Here is an 18508-nt window from a genome sequence, read left to right as displayed (position 1 = left end):
CCATCTCGATACATGACCCTGGCGAACCGTCGCTGAGCAGGGAACTTGAGGCGGAAAGGGTCATTCATACTGATGTGACACCTGTCCTTGACGAGGCGGATGTCCACACGGGTGAGAGCATCCCCGTACGATTCTGACTATGACCAGCCGCTCACTGCGGCGCGTGGTGGTGACAGGCGCGGGAGCGGCGCTCCTCGCCGGGCTCGTCCTTCCTGGCACGTCGGCCGCCTACGCGCACGCCGACCCCACGCGCCCGCCCGCGCTCGCCGAGTCCTGGCTGCGGACCGAGCGCGTGCGGCTGCAGGGCGACAGCTCCCTCGCCGACGTGGCCGGGCTGTCGGGCACGGACGTCTGGGCGGTCGGCCAGCAGGAGATCTGGGACGCCTGGGAGAACCGCGGCGCGATCGCCCACTGGGACGGCCGCGCGTGGACCCAGGTGGGCATCCGCAACGACGACACCGGCGCCGGATACCTGCGCTCGATCGCCGCCGCCGCGGCGAACGACCTGTGGACGGTCGGCGCCGGGCACGACGGCCTGCCGTACGTCGCGCACGGCGACGGCTCCGGCTTCGACCGGGTGGGCGTCGACCAGCTCCGGGCCAGCGACTGGCTGGCGGGGGTCGCGGCCGTGCCGGGGCGGATGGCCACGGTCGGCAGCCGCGACCGCAAGCCGCTCATCGTCACCCGCACCGGCGCGACGTGGCGGGTGGAGTCCATGCGCGAGGAGGGCACCCTGTACGGCGTGTCGCTCACCGCCAAGGGCGACGGCTTCGCGGTCGGCGACGCGGAGGGCAGGCCGCTGATCATGCGCCAGTCCGGCGGCGGGGCCTGGAAGAAGGCGGCGGTGCCGCGCATCCGCGGCGGATACCTGCGCGACGTCCACAGCGACGGGCCCAAGCGGGCCCTGGCGATCGGCGGCGTCTACCGCGGTTCGGGCGAGATCTCCCCGCTGGTGCTGTCCTGGAACGGCAAGCGCTGGTCCCAGGTGAAGCTGCCCGACGGCGACGCACGCCTGTACGGCGTGACCGGCGACGGCAAGGGCACCTTCTGGATCTCCGGCCACGACCCCGGCCGCCCCGGCGAGGCGTTCCTGCTGCGGCACCAGGGCAAGCACACCGACATCGTGCGCGGCGAGTCCACCGGGTCGCCGCGAACCATGCGGCTACAGGCGGTGAGCCACCTGCCGGGCACCGACGACACCGTGTGGGCGGTGGGCCACGTCATCGACGACAAGGACGCCTACACCGACGTGGTCGAGCGGTTCGGCCCCAAGAGCCCCAAGGCGCTCGACGGCGAGCCCTCGGCCGGCGCGACGCCCGCCACCAGGTCATAGGACCGCCTGAGGGCGGTCAGATCACCGCGCCGTCGTCCCAGCCGGAGCCGCCCGGCGGGCCGTCGCCCTTGCGCACCACCAGCATCACGAACCCGCCGACGAAGGCCGCGACCGCCGCGAACAGCGCCCAGTTCTGCAACTCCCAGCCGAGCAGCACGGCCAGCAGCAGATAGGCGGGACCGCCGAACAGGGCGGCCCAGGCGATCCGTGTGGAGGCGTCGGCCTTGGGCAGCGGCGGCGGGGGCGGGGGGACGTAGTGTCCCTCCTCGTCTTCGGCCGGGGCGCCGGCGGCGTCAACGGCGTCGGCCGCCCCGGTGAGATCACCGGCGGGCGTCGCCCCATCGGCGTCGCCCCCCGCGCCCGGCTCGTCGCCGTCGCGCTCGAGTGTCCGCCTGGCGGGCTCGGAGGGAAGATTCTCGCTGTCCGGCCAGGGGTGATCGTCCGCGGAGTCCGCGGACGGCTCGTTGAACGAGGCGACGATCTGCCGCCAGACCTCGTCCTCGTCGCTCTGGGGCGTCACGTAGTGGGCCTGTCAGTCATCGAAGTCCCGTGCCTTCTTCCTCCCGAGGCCGCCACGCCCATCGGGTCAGTCCCTCTGTAAGGGTACCGAGGCGTGCGTCCTGATGAAGTCCAGGCTCCCCGCGAAGATCTCGCCGGCGTCGTTGTCGAGCGTGGCGACGTGGTAGCTGTCGGCCAGCTCGACGACGGTCAGGTTGCCGCCGGTCAGGCGTTCGCGCAGGAGCCTGACGCTGGTGGGTTTGACGACGTGGTCGTCCGGGCTGTGAAAGACCAGCAGCGGCTGGGTGATGAGGTCCAGTCGCGACCGCACCAGCGACCACAGCCGGGGCAGGGTCGCCGCCGCGCGCACCGGCGTGCGCGCGTAGGCGAGCTCGGTCGCGCCCTCCTTCTTGATGTCGCCCGCCACGCCCGCCACCGAGGGGATGACCAGCTTCAGCACCGGGGCCAGGCGCAGCAGTGGCACATCGACCGCCAGCGACGGGTTGACCGCGACCACGCCGCGGACCGCCGCGCCGTGTACCTGGGCCAGCCGCAGCGCCAGGCACGCGCCGAGCGACAGGCCCGCCACGAACACCTCCGCGCAGCGCCCCAGCAGGTCGGCGAAGGTCTTGTCCAGCTCCGCGTACCAGTCCTCCCAGCGGGTGCGGCTCATCTCCTGCCAGGTGGTGCCGTGGCCGGGGAGCCTCGGCAGGGCGACGGTGAGGCCCGCCCCCGCCAGATGCTCGGCCCACGGCCGCAGCGACTGCGGTGTGCCGGTGAATCCGTGACAGAACAGCACGCCGACGGGGCCTTCGTCACGGTGGTACGGCTCGGCGCCGGGCAGCACGGGCATCGCGCTCCCTCCTTCGGCGGTTCGCCCGATCGTCGCATGAGACACGCTGGTTTGGGGAGAGGAACGCCGGTTTGGCGGTGAGACTTCCCGGCCGGAAGATGGGAGGATGGCTGCCTGCCGTACCGGCGCCGGACCCGAATGGCGGCCTGCGGCGGCCACCGATGCCGAGAAGAGGTGCCCGAGTGTTCTACTGGGTGGTCAAGGCCATCTTGGGGCCGTTCCTTCACCTGGTGTTCCGCCCGTGGGCGGAGGGCACTGACAACGTGCCGCGCGAAGGGCCGGTCATTCTGGCGGGCAACCACCTGTCGTTCGCCGACCACTTCTTCGGCGCGCTGTTCCTGCCGCGCAAGGTCATTTCGCTCGGCAAGGCCGAATACTTCACCGGTACCGGGATCAAGGGCCTGCTGAGCCGGATGTTCTTCTCCGGGGTCGGCACCGTGCCGATCGACCGGTCCGGCGGCAAGGCGAGCGAGGCGGCGCTGCGCACCGGGCTGCGGGTGCTGCGCAACGGGCACGTGCTCGGCATCTACCCCGAGGGCACCCGCTCGCCGGACGGGCGGCTCTACAAGGGCAAGACCGGGGTGGCCAGGCTCGCGCTGGAGTCGCGGGTGCCGGTGATCCCGTGGGCGATGGTCGACACCTTCGAGATGATGCCGCCCGGGCGTCCGCTGCCCAAGCTCGGCATCCGGCCGGGGGTGCGCTTCGGCAAGCCACTGGACTTCTCCCGCTACTACGGCATGGAGGACGACCGGCTGGTGCTGCGCGCGGTCACCGACGAGATCATGTACGCGCTGATGGAGCTGGCCGGGCAGGAGTACGTCGACAAGTACGCCGCCAGCGCGAAGATCGAGATGGTCCGCGCCGCCCGCGAGGCCAAGGCGGGCGAGCAGACGGGCTAGCCCGCACCTGGCCGCCGGGCGGTTCAGCGGGTGAGCAGCCCGTGCCGGGCCGCCAGGAAGCCCGCGTGAAACCTGGTGCGGGCGCCGAGGTGCTCGCACAGGGTCTGCACACGGCGCTGCACGGTACGCGCGCTGAGGCCGAGCTGCCGGGCGATGGCCTCGTCCTTCAGCCCGGTGGCCAGCAGGGTCAGCACCTCGGTGTCGGACGACCGCGGCCACGGGCCGGGCTCGGCCTCGCTGGGATCGCCCGTCCCAGCGGGCGCGAGCCGGAGCGGCACGGCGCCCCGCCACAGCGTCTCGAACAGCGCCACCAGCGCGTCGAGCAGCGCCGAGGGGTGTACCACCAGGGCGTCGTTCGGGTCGGGCTCGGAGGCGAGCGGCAGGATCGCCGTACGCCCGTCGGCGATGGCCATCTTGATCGGCACCTCGCCCAGCCGGGCGTGCTCGCCCTCGGCGATGGCCCGCCGGGTGTGCTCCAGCATGACCGGGTCGTCGAAGGCGCGCGGCCCGTAGATCGCCCGGGCCTGGACCCGGCGCATGCTGCGCCGCCGGTTGACCCCCTCGTCGGTGATGTCCACCGCGTACGGCGGATGCACCAGGACCAGGAACTCCTCGGTCGCGTTGCGCTCAAGCTGGAGGAAGCGCCGGGCGACCGCCTCCCGGCCGGTCACCACTTCGAGCAGCTCCTCGGGGTGGTGCCCGGACGGGTCGCCGACCTCGGCGGTCAGCGCCGCGGCGGCGGCCCGGCTGTGCGTGATCTCGTCGTGCCTGCGCGCCACCAGGATGTCGATCGCCACGTTGGGCGGGGTCGCGAACAACCGGAGCGGGCGGCCCGCCACCCGGGTGACCAGCCCGAGGTTCTCCATCCTTGGCAGCATCCGGCGGATCGCGGTCACCGAACTCCCGGTCCCCGCGGAAAGGCCGCTCAGCGTGGACGGCCCGTGCCGCAGCAGCGCCCGGTAGGCGTTCTCCTCCGCGGCGCTGACCCCCAATCCCTCCAGCAGACGCCGTTCCGCCATGCTCGGTGCCCCCATCCGTACGTGCCGGCGGCTGACACTTTACTCGCGCAGTCGGGTTCACGACATGTCAGGTCCTCGCCATGGCCAGGCCATGGACAGGGATACGTCCTTGCGATTAGGACTTTGAACGATCTTTCCCTAATTGTGGAGGTTGTCGATGACCCTCCGGCAAGGGCGGTTCTGGCGCCGTTCCGCTGTGAACTTATCCGTCACCACCATCTCCCTGGCGACCGCCGTGGCCTCCACGGCGCTCATCGGACAGGCCCCGGCCGCGGCGACCGGGGCCACGCCACCCACAGAGATCACCGCCGCGCCACGCTCCTACGATGTCACCCTGATCACCGGTGACCGTGTACACGTCACCGAGTCGGCCGGCGGCCGCAGCGCCGCCACGGTCACGCCCGCCAGGCGCGGGAACTCCCTGCCATCCGGGTTCCGCATTCAGCAACGCGACGGCGACACGTACGTCTACCCCAACGACATGCTCGGTTTGATCCCGGATCGCTTGGATCCCGAGCTGTTCAACGTGACCACGCTGGCCGAGGAAGGGCTCACCGACGCCGGACCGGCGGCCATTCCGCTCATCCTCACCTATGCGAAGAACGCCGGGAACGCCGCCAAGGCAGCGGTTCCCCAGCTCACCACGCTTCGTACGCTGGAGAGCATCGGCGGGGCGGGGGTGACCCTGGACAAAACCAAGGCGGCCGGCTTCGGCGGCGCGCTCCTCAAGCTCGCGGCCTCCGGCCGTACCAAGGCCGCGACCCCGCTGGACGGCGTGCGGAAGATCTGGCTGGACCGCAAGGCCAGATCGACGCTGGACCGCAGCACGCATCAGATCGGCGCCCCCGCCGCCTGGGCCGCCGGATTCGACGGGGCCGGCACCACTGTCGCGGTCCTGGACAGCGGCGTGGACGCCGGGCACCCCGACCTCGCGGGGCGGATCGCCGGTCAGCGGGATTTCACCGGCATCGGCACCGGTGACCAGTACGGGCACGGCACGCATGTCGCGGCCATCCTCGGCGGCAGCGGTCAGGGCTCGGCCGGCGCGCGCAAGGGCGTCGCCCCCGGCGCGAGGCTGCTCGACGGCCGGGTCCTCGACGGCGGAGGAATGGGCTTCGCGTCCTGGGTCATCGACGGGATGGAGTGGGCCGCGGGGGAACAGGACGCCGACGTCGTCAACCTGAGTCTCGGTTTCGCCGAGCCCGGCGGACCGGTCACCGAGGCGGTGGGCGACCTCACCCGTAGATACGGCACGCTGTTCGTGGTGGCTGCGGGCAACTCCGGCTGTCAGGCGTGCGTCGGCAGCCCCGGTGACGCCCCCGAGGCTCTGACCGTCGGTGCGGTGGATCGCGAAGACGGGTCGGCCGGCTTCTCCAGTTTCGGACCGGTCGGCATGCAGCGCGCGGTCAAGCCCGACGTCACCGCGCCCGGCGTGGGCATCGTCGCGGCGAGAGCACGGGGGACCGGGCTCGGTGAGCCGGTGGACGCCACCTACACCAGGATCTCCGGCACCTCCATGGCCACCCCGCACGTCGCCGGGGCGGCCGCGCTGCTGCGCCAGGTCCGGCCCGGGATCACCGCCGCCGAGCTTAAGTCGCTGCTGATGGGCACCGCCAAGCCGGCCGCCGGCATCTCCGTGGACAAGCAGGGCACCGGCCGGATCGACGTCGCCGGGGCCCTCGCCCAGCCGGTCCAGGCGTCCTCCGGGTCCGTGGACTTCGGGCTCGTGGTGACCCCTGAGGGCGAGCCGGTCACCCGCACCGTGAGCTATCGCAACCCCTCGGCGACGCCGGTCACGCTCGATCTCACGGCGGGCGGCGCGTTCAGTGTCGTCCCGGCCAGGCTCGATCTGCCCGCGGGCGGTACGGGCTCGGCGACCGTCACCCTCGATCCGGGGGAGGCGGAGGCCGGGTGGCAGCGCATCGAGCTGGTCGCCAAGACCGCCGGCGGTCCCGCGCTGCGCACGCTGCTGACCGCCAACGCCGAGCCGAAGCGGGCCGAGCTGAACGTCAAAGCGTTCGCCAGGGACGGCCGGGAGACCAAACCGGTGGTCAACATCGTCAACGTGGAGGACGGCGGGCTGGACGGCCGCGCGCTGCCCGGCGACCCGGTCCAGTGGTGTGATGAGGGCCAGTTGCCCGGTTCCTGTGTGCGCGTTCTCCCCGGGACCTACTCCGTGCTCGGGCGGGTCATAACCGTCCACCCCAGCCTGGACCCGCTGGAGGAGGGCATCCGCGGCAGCGTGCTGCACACCACCTTCGCCGGCGATCCCGAGGTGGAGGTCACCGGCGACACCGAAGTGGTGCTCGACGCCCGCAAGGCGGTCGAGATCGAGATCGATACGCCACATCCCGACGCTCAGCCGCTTCCGGAGGGTGCGACCAAGCTGATCTGGCACCGGAAGCCGGTGAAGGGCGCCGACGTCGTCGATGCCTACCTGCCCGCGGGCAGCCTCGAAGAGCGCTTCTTCGCCACGCCGACCGAGAGCGTGACCAAGGGCGAGTTCGGGTTCGCGAGCAGGTGGCGGCTGGCCGCGCCGCAGATCGCCCTGCGGACGCCGGGCGTCGAACTCGACCCGCGTTACTACGACGCGGTGTGGTTCAGCGACGAGTCCACCCAGTTCCCGCGCCTGGACGGCGAAGCCGACCTGACGGCCGTCGACGCCGGGCGCGCCAGGCCCGAAGACCTCGCCGGCAAGGACCTGCGGGGCAGGCTCGCGCTGGTCCGGCGAGACCCGTCCGCCACGGTCGCCGCGCAGTCCAACGCCGCCGCCGCGGCGGGCGCCAAGCTGGTGGCGATCTACAGTGACACGCCCGGCCTGGACGGGGTCTTCCCCGGCTCCGGGACGAAACTCACCGTCCCGACCGTGCGGCTGACCCACGAGGAGGGCCTCGAGCTGCTGGAGCGGATGCGTGAGGGGCCCGTGGTCGTCCACACCACGGGTGTGGTGGCCAGCCCCTACGCCTACGAGGTCTACGAGCGCGAGGAGGGACGGATACCGGCCGAGCTGAAGTACACGGTGGCGCCGGAGGGGGCGGCCACGGTCGAGACCACGTACCGGACCCAGCTCACTGACAAGCTGGTCCTCTCGGAGACCCGGTTCGGCTGGCAGCCCTGGGAAGTCGGTTCCTACGACTCCTGGCACCCGCAGTACGCGCCGCGCACCCGGGTGGACTACGTCACCGCCGACACCGGGCTGAGCTGGGAGGCGACGGCGGTCGCGCCGGAGAGGTACTACAACGTCATCTGGCAGCCGCCGGACCTGTCGCGGATCTCGCTGTCGGAGTTCACCAACCGGCCGCTCAAGCCGGGGGAGGTGACGAAGCTGGACTGGTTCCGGCAGCCGCTCGCCCCGGGCGTGCGGCGGTACGACCAGTTGCGCAGGACCGGCGACCTGCTGTACGTGGACATGCAGGCGTACGTGGACGCGCACGGCAACACCGGGACCGTCGGCACGGGCCGCTTCCCGGGCGCGACGACGACCGACTTCCGCCTGTACCAGGGGGACACGCTGGTCGCGCAGACCGAGGGGGTTCCGGCAGGGACGATCGCACTGCCGCCGGAGCCCGCGGGCTACCGGATCGAATACGACGTGCGGACCCCTGGCTCCTACGCCAAGCTCTCCACCAGGACCAAGGCGGTGTGGACGTTCGGCTCGCAGCGCCCGCAGGGCGAGGAGACCGCGGTCGTCCCGCTGCTGCTCGCCGGGTACGACGTGCCGGTGGACATCCAGAACAGGAGCGGCGTCGACGAGTTCGGCCTGCGGTTGTACCACCAGCGTGGCTCGGAGGCCGCCGAGATCAAGGACGTGTCCCTGGAGGTGTCCTACGACGACGGCGCGACCTGGCGGCCCGTTGACCGCCTGCAGGGCAAGGGCGGTGGCCTGTACGACGTCTCGGTGGGCCGGCCGGGCGGCGAGTTCGTCTCGCTCCGCCTCAAGGCCACCGACCAGCGCGGGAACAGCCTCTCCCAGGAGGTGATCCGCGCCTACGCCCGCCGCTGACCCGTCCGGCCGGAACGGATTCGGCGAGCGGGGATCATGAAGGAGACCGTCCCTCACTCCCGGTAGACCCCGGGAGTGAGGGACGCGTTCGTTTTCCGGCCGCCGGGACGCGGCCGTGCCGGACGCCGTTCCGCCACGCTCGGTGCCCTCATCCGTACGGGCCGCTGGCTGACACGCCTCCAGGGGAGTCGGGTTTACGACATGTCAGGTCTTCGCCATGTCCGGACGTGGACAGCCGGATGTCCAGGCGATTAGGAATTAGGACGATCTTTTCCCCCTTTTGTGGAGGTTGCCAATGGGCCTCCGGCCGGGATCGCCGCGCTGGCGTCGTGCCGCCCTGACCGTGTCCGTCACCACCGTCTCGCTGGCCACCGCGGTGGCCGCCACGATGCTCACCGGGACGGGCGCGGCGGCGCTCAGCGTTCCCCCAGCCCAGGGGCTCACCGCAGGGCAGCGCTCCTACGACGTCACCCTGATCACCGGTGACCGTGTACACGTCACCGAGTCGGCCGGCGGCCGAAGTGCCGCCACGGTCACGCCCGCCAGGCGGGGGAACGGCCTGCCCTCCGGGTTCCGCGTCCAGCAACGCGACGGCGACACGTACGTCTACCCCAACGACATGCTCGGGCTCATCCCCGAACGTCTGGACCCCGAGCTGTTCAACGTGACCACGCTGGCCGAAGAGGGGCACACCGACGCCGGGTCCGGCTCCATCCCGCTCATCCTCACCTACGCCGAGAACGCCGGGGCCGCCGCCAGGGCGGCGGTCCCGCAACTCGACCGGGTGCGTGCCCTGTCCAGCATCGGCGGGGCGGGGGCGAGCCTGGACAAGGCCAAGGCGGCCGGCTTCGGCGGCGCGCTGTCCAGGCTGGCCGCGTCCGGCCGTACCAAGGCCGCGACCCCGCTGGACGGCGTGCGGAAGATCTGGCTGGACCGCAAGGTCGGCTCGGTACTTGACCACAGCGTGCCGCAGATCGGCGCGCCCGCCGCCTGGGCGGCCGGATTCGACGGGACCGGCACCACCGTCGCGGTCCTGGACAGCGGCGTGGACGCCGGGCACCCCGACCTCGCCGGGCGGATCGCCGCCGAGAAGGACTTCACCGAGACGGGCGAGGGCGACCAGCACGGGCACGGCACGCACGTCGCCGCCACCCTCGGCGGCAGCGGCCAGGGCTCGGGCGGCGCGCGCAAGGGCGTCGCGCCCGGCGCGAAGCTGATCAGCGGCCGGGTCCTCGACGGCGGCGGAATGGGATTCGCCTCCTGGATCATCGCGGGCATGGAGTGGGCGGCGGCCGAGCAGCACGCCGACGTCGTCAACATGAGCCTTGGCACCGCGGAGCCCGGCGGGCCGCTCACCGAGGCGGTGGGCGACCTCAGCCGCAGGTACGGCACGCTGTTCGTGGTGGCGGCCGGCAACTCCGGCTGTCAGGCGTGCGTCGGCAGCCCCGGCGACGCTCCGGAGGCCCTGACCGTCGGCGCGGTGGACGGCCAGGACCGGCTCGCCGATTTCTCCAGCTTCGGGCCGGTCGGCATGCAGCGCGCGGTCAAGCCCGACGTCACCGCGCCCGGCGTGGGCGTGATCGCGGCCAGGGCGAAGGGCACCCGGCTCGGCGAGCCGGTGGACGCCACCTACACCAGGATCTCCGGCACCTCCATGGCCACCCCGCACGTCGCCGGCGCCGCCGCGCTGCTGCGCCAGGCCCGGCCCGGGATCACCGCCGCCGAACTGAAGTCGCTGCTCATGGGCACCGCCAAGCCGGCCGCCGATGTCCCCGCCGACAAGCAGGGCGCCGGCCGGATCGACGTCGCCGCCGCGCTCGCCCAGCCGGTCCAGGCATCGTCGGGATCGGTGGGCTTCGGGCTCGTGGTGATCCCGAAGGGCGAGCCGGTCGCCCGTACGGTGACCTACCGCAACCCCTCGGCCGCGCCGGTCACGCTCGACCTCACCGCGGGCGGCGCGTTCAGCGTCGCCCCGCCCCGGCTCGACCTGCCCGCCGGCGGCACCGGCCAGGTGACCGTCACCCTTGACCCGGCCAGGGCCGAGGCCGGGTGGCAGCGCACCGAACTCGTCGCCAAGACCGCCGGCGGCCCCGCGCTGCGCACGCTGCTGACCGCCAACGCCGAGCCCGAGCGGGCAGAGCTGAAGGTCGTGCCGATCGCCAGGGACGGCCGGGTGACCAGGTCCGTGGTCAACATCGTCAACGTGGCCGACGGCGGGCTGCACGGCCGCGCGCTGCCCGGCGACCCGGTCCAGTGGTGCGACGGCGGGAGCGTCCCCGGTTCGTGCGTACGGGTCCTGCCCGGCACCTACTCCGTGCTGGGGCGGGTCACCACCGTCCACCCGAGCCTGGACCCCTTCGACGACGGCATGCGCGGCAACGTCCTGAACGCCACTTTCGCCGGCGACCCCGAGGTGAAGGTCACCGGCGACACCGAAGTGGTCCTCGACGCCCGCAAGGGCGCCGAGATCAAGATCGACACCCCGCACCGGGACGCCCAGGCCGGTCCGAGCGGAGCCACCAAGCTGACCTGGCACCGGGCCCCGGAGAAGGGCCCGGACAACGTGGACTCCTACCTGCCCGCGGGCAGCCAGGAGGAGCGGCTCTTCGCGACGCCGACCCGGCGGGTGACCAAGGGCGAGTTCGGGTTCGCGAGCAGGTGGCGGCTGACCGCGCCGCAGATCACCCTGCGGACGCCCGGCGTCGAACTCGACCCGCGTTACTACGACTCGGTGTGGTTCAGCGACGACACCACCCAGTTCCCGCGCCTGGACGGCAACGCGCTGCTCCTGGCCGCCGACGCCGGGCGCGCCACCGCCAAGGACCTCGCGGGCAAGAACCTGCGGGGCAGGCTCGCGCTGGTCCGCCGGGACCCTTCGGCCACGGTCGCCGCGCAGTCCAACGCCGCCGCGGCGGCGGGCGCCAAGCTGGTGGCGATCTACAGTGGCACGCCCGGCGTGGACCCGGTGTTCCCCGGCACCGGGACGCGGCTGTCCGTCCCGACCCTGCGGCTGACCCACGAGGAGGGCCTGCGGCTGCTGGAGCGGATGCGCAAGATCCCCGTCGTCGTCCTCGCCACTGGCGTCGTGGCCAGCCCCTACGCCTACGAGGTCTACGAGCGCGAGGAGGGGCGCATCCCGGCCAGGCTGGAGTACACCGTGCGGCCGAGATCGATGGCCACGGTGAAGACCACGTACCGGACCCAGCTCACCGACAAGGTGGTCCTGTCGGAGACCCGGTTCGGCTGGCAGCCCTGGGAGGACGGCTCCTACGACTCCTGGCACGCGCAGTACGCGCCGCGCACCCGGGTGGACTACGTCACCGCCGACCCCAAGGTGACCTGGGAGGCGATGGCGGTCGCGCCGGAGCGCAACTACAACGTCATCTGGCAGCCGAAGGACGTGCCGCGGATCGCGCTGTCGGAGTTCACCAACCGGTCGCTGTCGGCGGGGGAGCGGAGCGAGCTGGACTGGTTCAGGCAGCCGATGGCGCCGGGCGTGCGGCGGTACGACCAGTTGCGCAGGACGGGCGACCTGCTTTATGTGGACATGCAGGCGTACGTGGACGCGCACGGCAACACCGGGACCACGAGCACGGGCCACTTCCCGGGCGCGACGACGAGCGACTTCCGCCTGTACCGAGGCGAGACGCTGGTCGCCGAGACCGAGGCCACTCCGGCGGGCACCATCGCCCTGCCGGCGCAGCGGATGGACTACCGGATCGAGTACGAGATCCGCACGCCCGGACCGTACGTCCAGTTGTCCACCAGGACCCGGGCGGAATGGACGTTCGGCTCGCAGCGCCCGGAGGGTGACGCGACCATGGTGGTGCCGTTGCTGCTGGCCGAGTACGACGTGCCCGTGGACATCAGGAACCGGGCCAGGGGCGACCAGTTCGGGCTGCGGCTGTACCACCAGCGCGGCTCGGACCCCGCCCGGATCAAGGACGTGTCCCTGGAGGTCTCCTACGACGACGGCGCCACCTGGCGGCCCGTTGCCCGCCTGCGCGCCAAGGGCGGCAACACCTACGAGGCCAGGCTCGGCCGCCCCGGGGGCGAGTTCGTCTCCCTCCGCCTCAAGGCCACCGACCAGCGCGGGAACAGCCTCTCCCAAGAGGTGATCCGCGCCTACGCCCGCCGCTGAACCCGTCCGGCCGGAACGGGTACGGCAAGCGGGAACCTGAGGGAGGCCGTCCCTCACTCCCGGCGACCCCGGGAGTGAGGGACGCGAACTCCGCCCCCAATAGGTCAGGGGCGCTTCCAGAAGGCGCGGGAGGTGCGGGCGCCGCCGTCGTTGGGGCGGCGATGGGTGCCGAGCGCGCCCGGGGCCGGTGTGTCGCCGCCGCTGAGGCGGGTCAGCAGGGTGAACGCGCGCCGCCACAGACCGCGCGGGTCCGCGCCCGGGACTTCGGCCGCCACGAGGTTTCTGGCCAGGTCGGCCAGCTCCTGGTGGCCGCCGAGGTGCCCGGCCAGGACCGCCAGGCGGCTGCCGAGGTCGGCCAGGTACCCCGCCAGCGCGGGATCGGGCAGCGACTCGGCGGCGCGCAGCCGTTCCAGTTCGGAGACCAACTGCGGCCGTACCGACTCGAACGCGTGCGGCACCGGCCGCACCGGGGCGGTGAAGCCGCGCTGCGGCCGCGGGCCGGGCGCCGCCGGCGCGGGGAAGGCCCGGCCCTGGGCCGGCGCACCGGCGAACCCCTCGGGCGCGCCGAACGACCCAGGGGCCTGTGGGGCGAACGACGCCGCCATGGCCTGCGCGCCGAACCCGATCTGCCCCCCACCGCCCGCGGCGGGCGCGTCCCATCCGCTCGGCGGTTCCACCGGCTGCACGACGCGGTGCTGCGGCCCGCCCTCGGCCACCACCCGCGTGTCGATCGCGACGAACGCCGTGAACCTGCACAGCACGCCGTACTTCAGAGACGTCGCGACGATCGTCTCCTCCAGCGCGCGGTCGCCCATCGCGTAGCGGTCCTCCAGCGCGCGCAGCCGCGCCCGCGCCCACACGGCCCGCACCGCCGGGTTGCCGGAGGCCGCGCCGGTCACCTCGCGCTCCCACGGCCGCCCGCCCGCCGCCAGCCCGCGCACGGTCAGCGTGGCCGCCGCGCCGCTCGCGGCCCGGTAGCGGCCGAAGACCGAAAGCGGCACCCCGGAGAACAGCGACCCCGGCCGGGTCACCGTGTCGGGGACCAGCTCGAACCCGTCGGCCTTCAGCGACAGGTCGGTCACCAGCGGCGCGCCGATCCGCCGGTGGATGTGCTCCATCGCCTCGTCCAGCCGGTCCTCCGACTCCACCAGTTCGCAGCGGCCCGCGCCGAGCCCGGCCAGCCTGCCGAGGAACCCGGCGTTGACCGCGCGGTCGATGCCCACGGTGTGCACGCGTACCTGCGCCAGCCGGGCGCCGGTACGCTCCAGGATCTGGTCCTCGTTGCCGACCTGGCCGTCGGTGACCAGCACCAGGACCCGATCGCGCTCGCCGTCGGCCAGCAGGCCTAGGGCCCGCTCGATCGGCGACAGCATCTCGGTGCCGCCCCGCGCCTCCAGCCTGGCCAGATGCTCCACGGCCCGGTAGCGGTTGCGGTCGGTGGCCGCCACCAGCCCCTCGGGCAGGTGCTCCGGGTGCTCCACGACGGTGTCGAAGGACAGCACCGCGAAGCGGTCGCCCGAGGTCAGGGTGTCCACGATCCGCGCCGCGGCCCGCCGGGCGGCGACCATCTTCCAGCCGCCCATGCTGCCCGAACGGTCGAGTACGAGCACCACGTCACGCGGCGTCCGCACGGCCTCGCCGGCCGGCGGCATCACGGTCAGCGCGAACGTGCCCTCGCCGCTCGCGGCGTCCTCGTCGTCGGGGACCATGGCGAGCGCCGTGGAGGTCTCGAAGGCGAGACGCAGGATGAAGTCGCGGTCCAGTCGCTCGCCGGGCCGCAGGCTGACGTTCGTGCCGTCGATCGAGACCACGTGCAGGCTGGATCGCATCTCGCGCAGGTCCAGCCCGGCCGGATCGACGTTGACGGCCAGCGACAGGCGTACCGGGTTGGGAAACCCGGGCAGCAGCACCGGCGGCGAGATGCGCGAGGCGTCCGGCGCGGCGTCGGTGTCGGGCTCCACGCCCGGCCCGGCCGGGGCGTCGTCCAGCGGCGCGCCCGGGATGTACCGCGGGGCCACCACCAGCGGGAAGCGGAAGGTCGCGGCGCCGTCCTCGTACGGCAGCGGCTGGCTCAGCGTGAGGCGCACCCGGACCTTCTCGCCGGGCACGATGTTGCCGACCCTGATGCTGAAGACGTCGGGCCGGTCCTCTTCGGCGATCGCGGCGCGCCTGCCCTCGGCGATGGCCCGATCGTAGTCGGCCCGGGCCTGGCCACGCTCCTTGAGCAGGCCCTCGACCACCCGGTCGTCGGCCTCCATCCGGAACGCGGTGACCGCCGCCCTGGGCGGCAGCGGGAAGATGTAGGTCGCCTCCAGCGGGAGGTCGAACGGGTTGTGGAAGCCCTGGGTCACCTCGACGGCGGCGATCAGGCCGGTCACGTCGGCGGTGACGTCCAGGCTCTCCAGCGGCAGGTTGCCCCGCTCGGTGCGCAGCGTACCGAGACCCGCGTCGGGATCAGGGACGCACTCCTCCGGCCGCAGCGGGGTGATCGGAACAATCATGCGGTGCTCCCTTCCGAGTGGCTGACGTGAGTCGGGCCCGCTAGATCAGTCGCATCCCCTGCGCCACTTCGCACGGAGCACCGCCCAGCACCAATCGGCCCCGCCGGACCTTTCGCGCTGCTTTGTGTGTCGGGGTGCGCTGTGGGCGGTTTGGTGTTGATCGGATGCGCTGGGTCTTTCGCGCTGTCTTGTCGGTCTGGGTGCGCGGTAGGCGGTTTGGTGTTGATCGGGATCGCTAGGCCTTTTGTGCTGCTTTGTGTGCTGGGGTGCGCTGTGGGCGGTCCGGTGGCGATCAGGCCCCGCTCGGCGAGTACGGCGAGCAGTGGCGCGGCGGCGGCGGTGATGGCTGCGAGGTCGCCGGGCGCGGGTGTCCGGCCCGCGCCGTCGAGCAGCACGGTCACGCCGTGCGCCAGCCGTACGCCGTGGACCATGCCCGCCGCCTGCCCGTCGAGCTCCGGCGGAGTCGGACTCGGGGCCGGAGCCGGGAACGGCGGCGCGGCCCAAAAGCGCGGGCGGGCTTTGGCGGGCTCCGGCGGCGCGGGCCGGGGAGATGGTCCCTCCGGTTCATCCGCCTGCGGCCGGGGGACCTGGGCGACGGTGGCGAGGTGCGCGTCGGTGGCCCCCGCCAGCCGGGTCTGGATCTCGGCGATCGACAGGCCGTCCGCCTGCAGGCGTTTGATCGCGACGAGCTGGAGCAGGTGGCGTCGCCCGTACAGGGCGATCCGGCCGCGGCGGGTGAGCGGCGGATCGACCAGGCCGATCGTCGTGTACCACCGGATCAGGCGCGCCCCGGGCACCTCGCGGACCCGGCCGTTCGCCGCCTGGGCCGCCCTGCCCGGGCCGCCGGGGGCGGTCTGCGCGGCGGCGGCGTCGCCGGACCTGGCGCGCAGCGTGTCGGCCGCGCGCTCGGCCAGCTCACCGAGGGTCCAGGTTTCGCTCATACCGCGATGGTGACACTGTAATTATGACAGTGTCAAGCGTTGGGCATATGCCGCGAACGGCTGGGTAGCGGGATGAACCTGACCTTGATGTCGATTTCGGGGAGGGGATGCGACATGGCCGCCATCACGGGCGCGCTGCCGCCGGAGGAGAGGAAGGTCGTGGGCGAGGCCCTACAGGGGGCGCTCATCGATCTGATCGACCTTTCACTCGTGGCCAAGCAGGCACACTGGAACATCGTCGGCCACCACTTCCGGCCGCTGCACCTTCAACTGGACGAGATCGTCTCGCTCGCCCGCGAACACACCGACGTGATGGCCGAGCGCGCCGTCGCCCTCGGGATGAACCCTGACGGGCGCTCCGCGACCGTGGCCCGCGCCACGGAGCTGCCGCAGCCCGACGTGGGATGGATCAACGACGGCAAGGTGGTCGCCCTGATCACCGACGCCCTGGAGGGCATGGTCGAACGGATGCGCGAGCGCGTGAAGGCGACTGAAGAGGCAGATCCGGTGACCCAGGATCTCCTGATCAAGGCGACCCAGGACCTGGAGAAGCAACACTGGATGATGCAGGCCCAGCGTTAACACCGCCTGCCCGATCATCCCGGCGAAATCCGGGACGACCCGACACCCGGGCCCGGCCCGACGGACCCCTCTCCACTTCGGAGGGGGCGACGTCGCCGGGCCCGCGGCCTACGCGGTGACCAAGACCGCTGGCTCTGCCGCCGCCAAGAAGCCCGATGGCCTGGTACGGACCAGCGCCCCATGGACGGTGTCAGGGACCGGCCGGAGCGGCGGGTGGAGAAGTTCAGGCGACGGCTGTCCGATGGGAAGGCCAAGCCGCCATGGGGCCCGGTGGCCTGTGGCGGCCCGGGCCGATGGTGCCGCCGATGGCGGTCAGGGGACCGCCTCGGGGTGCAGGGGTGCAAGTTGGGGTCGTCCGGTGGGAAGGCCAGGTCCCAAAGGGGGCTTGGTGGCTTGCTGTCAGGGGCGGAAGGGGCCGGTGATTTCGTATGTGGTGCCGCCGATGGCGGTCAGGGATCGGCTGGGGCGGCGGGCGAGGGTGAGGCGGGTGGAGAAGTACAGGCGGCGGCCGTCCGGTGAGAAGGCAAGGCCGGTGATCTTCGAGCGGTCCTGGCCGGTCAGCCGGAGCAGTGGACCCGGGCCCGCCGTGTCGGGCGTGACCACACTGATCTCCAGCGCGCCGCCGTCTTCCGCGGTGTAGAGGTCGTGGCCGCGGTGCGGTGGGTCGGCGAGCAGGCGTCCGCCGCCATAGACGACGTCCAGGCGTTCGGCCGCCGCGTCGTACGCCCACACCTTGCCGTCGCCCGTGGTGGTGAGGGCGAGCACGCCGTCCGCGTAGTGACAGCCGCCGGTCCTGGCGAAGTGCACCGCCTCCGGCACCTGGTGCCGCGCCGGGGTGAACAGCGAGGCCGGGCTGGGCACCGGCCGCCAGGCGACCCGCCCCGGGGCGGGGCCGGGCGCGTGGCACAGCACCTCAAGCTCGCCCTCGATCAGCTCGCCCCAGTCCATCGGCCTGAAGCGGTAGAGGCAGCCATCGTCCTCGTCCTCTGTCAGGTAGACGACCCCCCGATCGGCGTCGCAGGCGAGGGCCTGGTGCTTGAATCGGCCCATGGCCAGGCGCGGCATTGCCGCGCGCACGCCGTACGGGTCGCACTCGAAGATGCGTCCGAGGACGGTGCTCTCGCCCGACAGCCAGGTACGCCACGGGGTCGCGCAGCCGGCGCGGTTGAGGGTGGCACCGGACAGGATGCGGTAGGCGTCGCGTACCGAGCCGTCCGGGCGGAACTTGATCGCGGACGCGCCGCCGAGCAGCGGGACCGCCGAGTTGGAGACGTAGATCCAACCCTCACCGTCAGGGACGCACGCACCGGCGTCGGGCGCGGCGTGCCAGCGCAGGCCGCCCACGGTATGCCCGGTGCGGGCGATGACCCGGCCGCTGAACCCGGCCGGCAGGGCAATGCCGTCGTGGTCGGGCGGCAGCAGCGGGCCGTACGGGCCCTCCGCGCCGGGCGCGCTCCCGCCCGCCGCGGCCACGCGCCACAGCGATCCGTTCAGCGCCCGGGCAGTACACGGGCCCGTTCGGGCGTACGTACGGCGCAGCATCGGGACCTGCCTCCACATGTCCGGGGCGCGACGTATTCACGACCACGCTACCCGCGGGCCATCGGTCAGGGTCGATTGGATCGGCGGGCCGTTAACGGCCGGGAATATCCGGACTCCTGGCGGCCTAACGTCACACGAAGCTCCGGCCCGCACCCAGCACAAACCCCCGCACCCTCGTATCCGCCCCGCCCAGGGC

The 18508-nt window shown here is 72.7% G+C and carries 11 protein-coding genes; 5 read left to right on the top strand and 6 right to left on the bottom strand.

Annotation, left to right across the window (positions count from 1 at the left end; all coding sequences use genetic code 11):
• The first annotated feature begins 139 nt into the window (after positions 1 to 139).
• On the top strand, positions 140 to 1333 hold the full coding sequence (locus C1I98_RS03815; RefSeq protein WP_111165665.1) for a hypothetical protein: 1194 nt from the start codon (positions 140 to 142) through the stop codon (positions 1331 to 1333).
• Between the two features lie 16 nt (positions 1334 to 1349).
• Here C1I98_RS03815 and C1I98_RS03810 read toward each other — a convergent pair whose 3' ends face one another.
• Both C1I98_RS03810 and C1I98_RS03805 read right to left on the bottom strand, forming a co-directional pair.
• A complete protein-coding gene (locus tag C1I98_RS03810; RefSeq protein WP_111165664.1) occupies positions 1350 to 1853 on the bottom strand; it encodes a hypothetical protein in 504 nt (167 codons plus the stop codon).
• Positions 1854 to 1919: 66 nt separating this feature from the next.
• Entirely contained in the window at positions 1920 to 2684 is a 765-nt protein-coding gene (locus C1I98_RS03805) for an alpha/beta hydrolase (protein ID WP_111165663.1), read from the bottom strand.
• 182 nt (positions 2685 to 2866) lie between these two features.
• Between C1I98_RS03805 and C1I98_RS03800 the strand changes: the two genes are divergently transcribed.
• Positions 2867 to 3583: a lysophospholipid acyltransferase family protein gene (locus C1I98_RS03800; protein ID WP_111165662.1), complete on the top strand. Its 717-nt coding sequence runs from the start codon at positions 2867 to 2869 to the stop codon at positions 3581 to 3583.
• A gap of 23 nt (positions 3584 to 3606) precedes the next feature.
• Here the strand turns inward: C1I98_RS03800 and C1I98_RS03795 are convergent, their stop codons facing one another.
• Complete coding sequence (locus C1I98_RS03795; protein WP_111165661.1) at positions 3607 to 4602, bottom strand: helix-turn-helix transcriptional regulator; 996 nt, start codon at positions 4600 to 4602, stop codon at positions 3607 to 3609.
• A 196-nt stretch (positions 4603 to 4798) separates the two neighbouring features.
• On the opposite strand from C1I98_RS03795, the gene C1I98_RS03790 reads away from it, so the two are divergent.
• Complete coding sequence (locus tag C1I98_RS03790) at positions 4799 to 8605, top strand: S8 family peptidase (RefSeq protein ID WP_111165660.1); 3807 nt, start codon at positions 4799 to 4801, stop codon at positions 8603 to 8605.
• 295 nt (positions 8606 to 8900) lie between these two features.
• The gene (locus C1I98_RS03785; RefSeq protein WP_111165659.1) at positions 8901 to 12746 is read left to right on the top strand and encodes a S8 family peptidase; all 3846 of its coding nucleotides are present in this window, start codon (positions 8901 to 8903) and stop codon (positions 12744 to 12746) included.
• Between the two features lie 104 nt (positions 12747 to 12850).
• On the opposite strand, the gene C1I98_RS44890 is transcribed toward C1I98_RS03785, so the two are convergent.
• Together C1I98_RS44890 and C1I98_RS03775 are read right to left on the bottom strand one after the other, a co-directional pair.
• Complete coding sequence (locus tag C1I98_RS44890; RefSeq protein ID WP_111165658.1) at positions 12851 to 15247, bottom strand: VIT domain-containing protein; 2397 nt, start codon at positions 15245 to 15247, stop codon at positions 12851 to 12853.
• Positions 15244 to 16188 carry a helix-turn-helix domain-containing protein gene (locus C1I98_RS03775; RefSeq protein WP_111165657.1) on the bottom strand — a complete coding sequence of 315 codons (945 nt, stop codon included), beginning with the start codon at positions 16186 to 16188 and terminating at the stop codon, positions 15244 to 15246. Before C1I98_RS03775 ends, C1I98_RS44890 begins: the two co-directional genes overlap by 4 nt.
• 114 nt (positions 16189 to 16302) lie before the next feature.
• On the opposite strand from C1I98_RS03775, the gene C1I98_RS03770 reads away from it, so the two are divergent.
• The gene (locus C1I98_RS03770) at positions 16303 to 16770 is read left to right on the top strand and encodes a Dps family protein (protein ID WP_111165685.1); all 468 of its coding nucleotides are present in this window, start codon (positions 16303 to 16305) and stop codon (positions 16768 to 16770) included.
• A 399-nt stretch (positions 16771 to 17169) separates the two neighbouring features.
• Here the strand turns inward: C1I98_RS03770 and C1I98_RS03765 are convergent, their stop codons facing one another.
• Positions 17170 to 18330 carry an alkaline phosphatase PhoX gene (locus C1I98_RS03765; protein ID WP_233507143.1) on the bottom strand — a complete coding sequence of 387 codons (1161 nt, stop codon included), beginning with the start codon at positions 18328 to 18330 and terminating at the stop codon, positions 17170 to 17172.
• Positions 18331 to 18508 lie beyond the last annotated feature (178 nt).

This window comes from Spongiactinospora gelatinilytica, assembly GCF_003236385.1.
Taxonomy (GTDB): Bacteria; Actinomycetota; Actinomycetes; order Streptosporangiales; family Streptosporangiaceae; genus Spongiactinospora; species Spongiactinospora gelatinilytica.
Note: the sequence above shows the minus strand (reverse complement) of the source record. Positions and strands in the feature narration are given on the sequence as shown.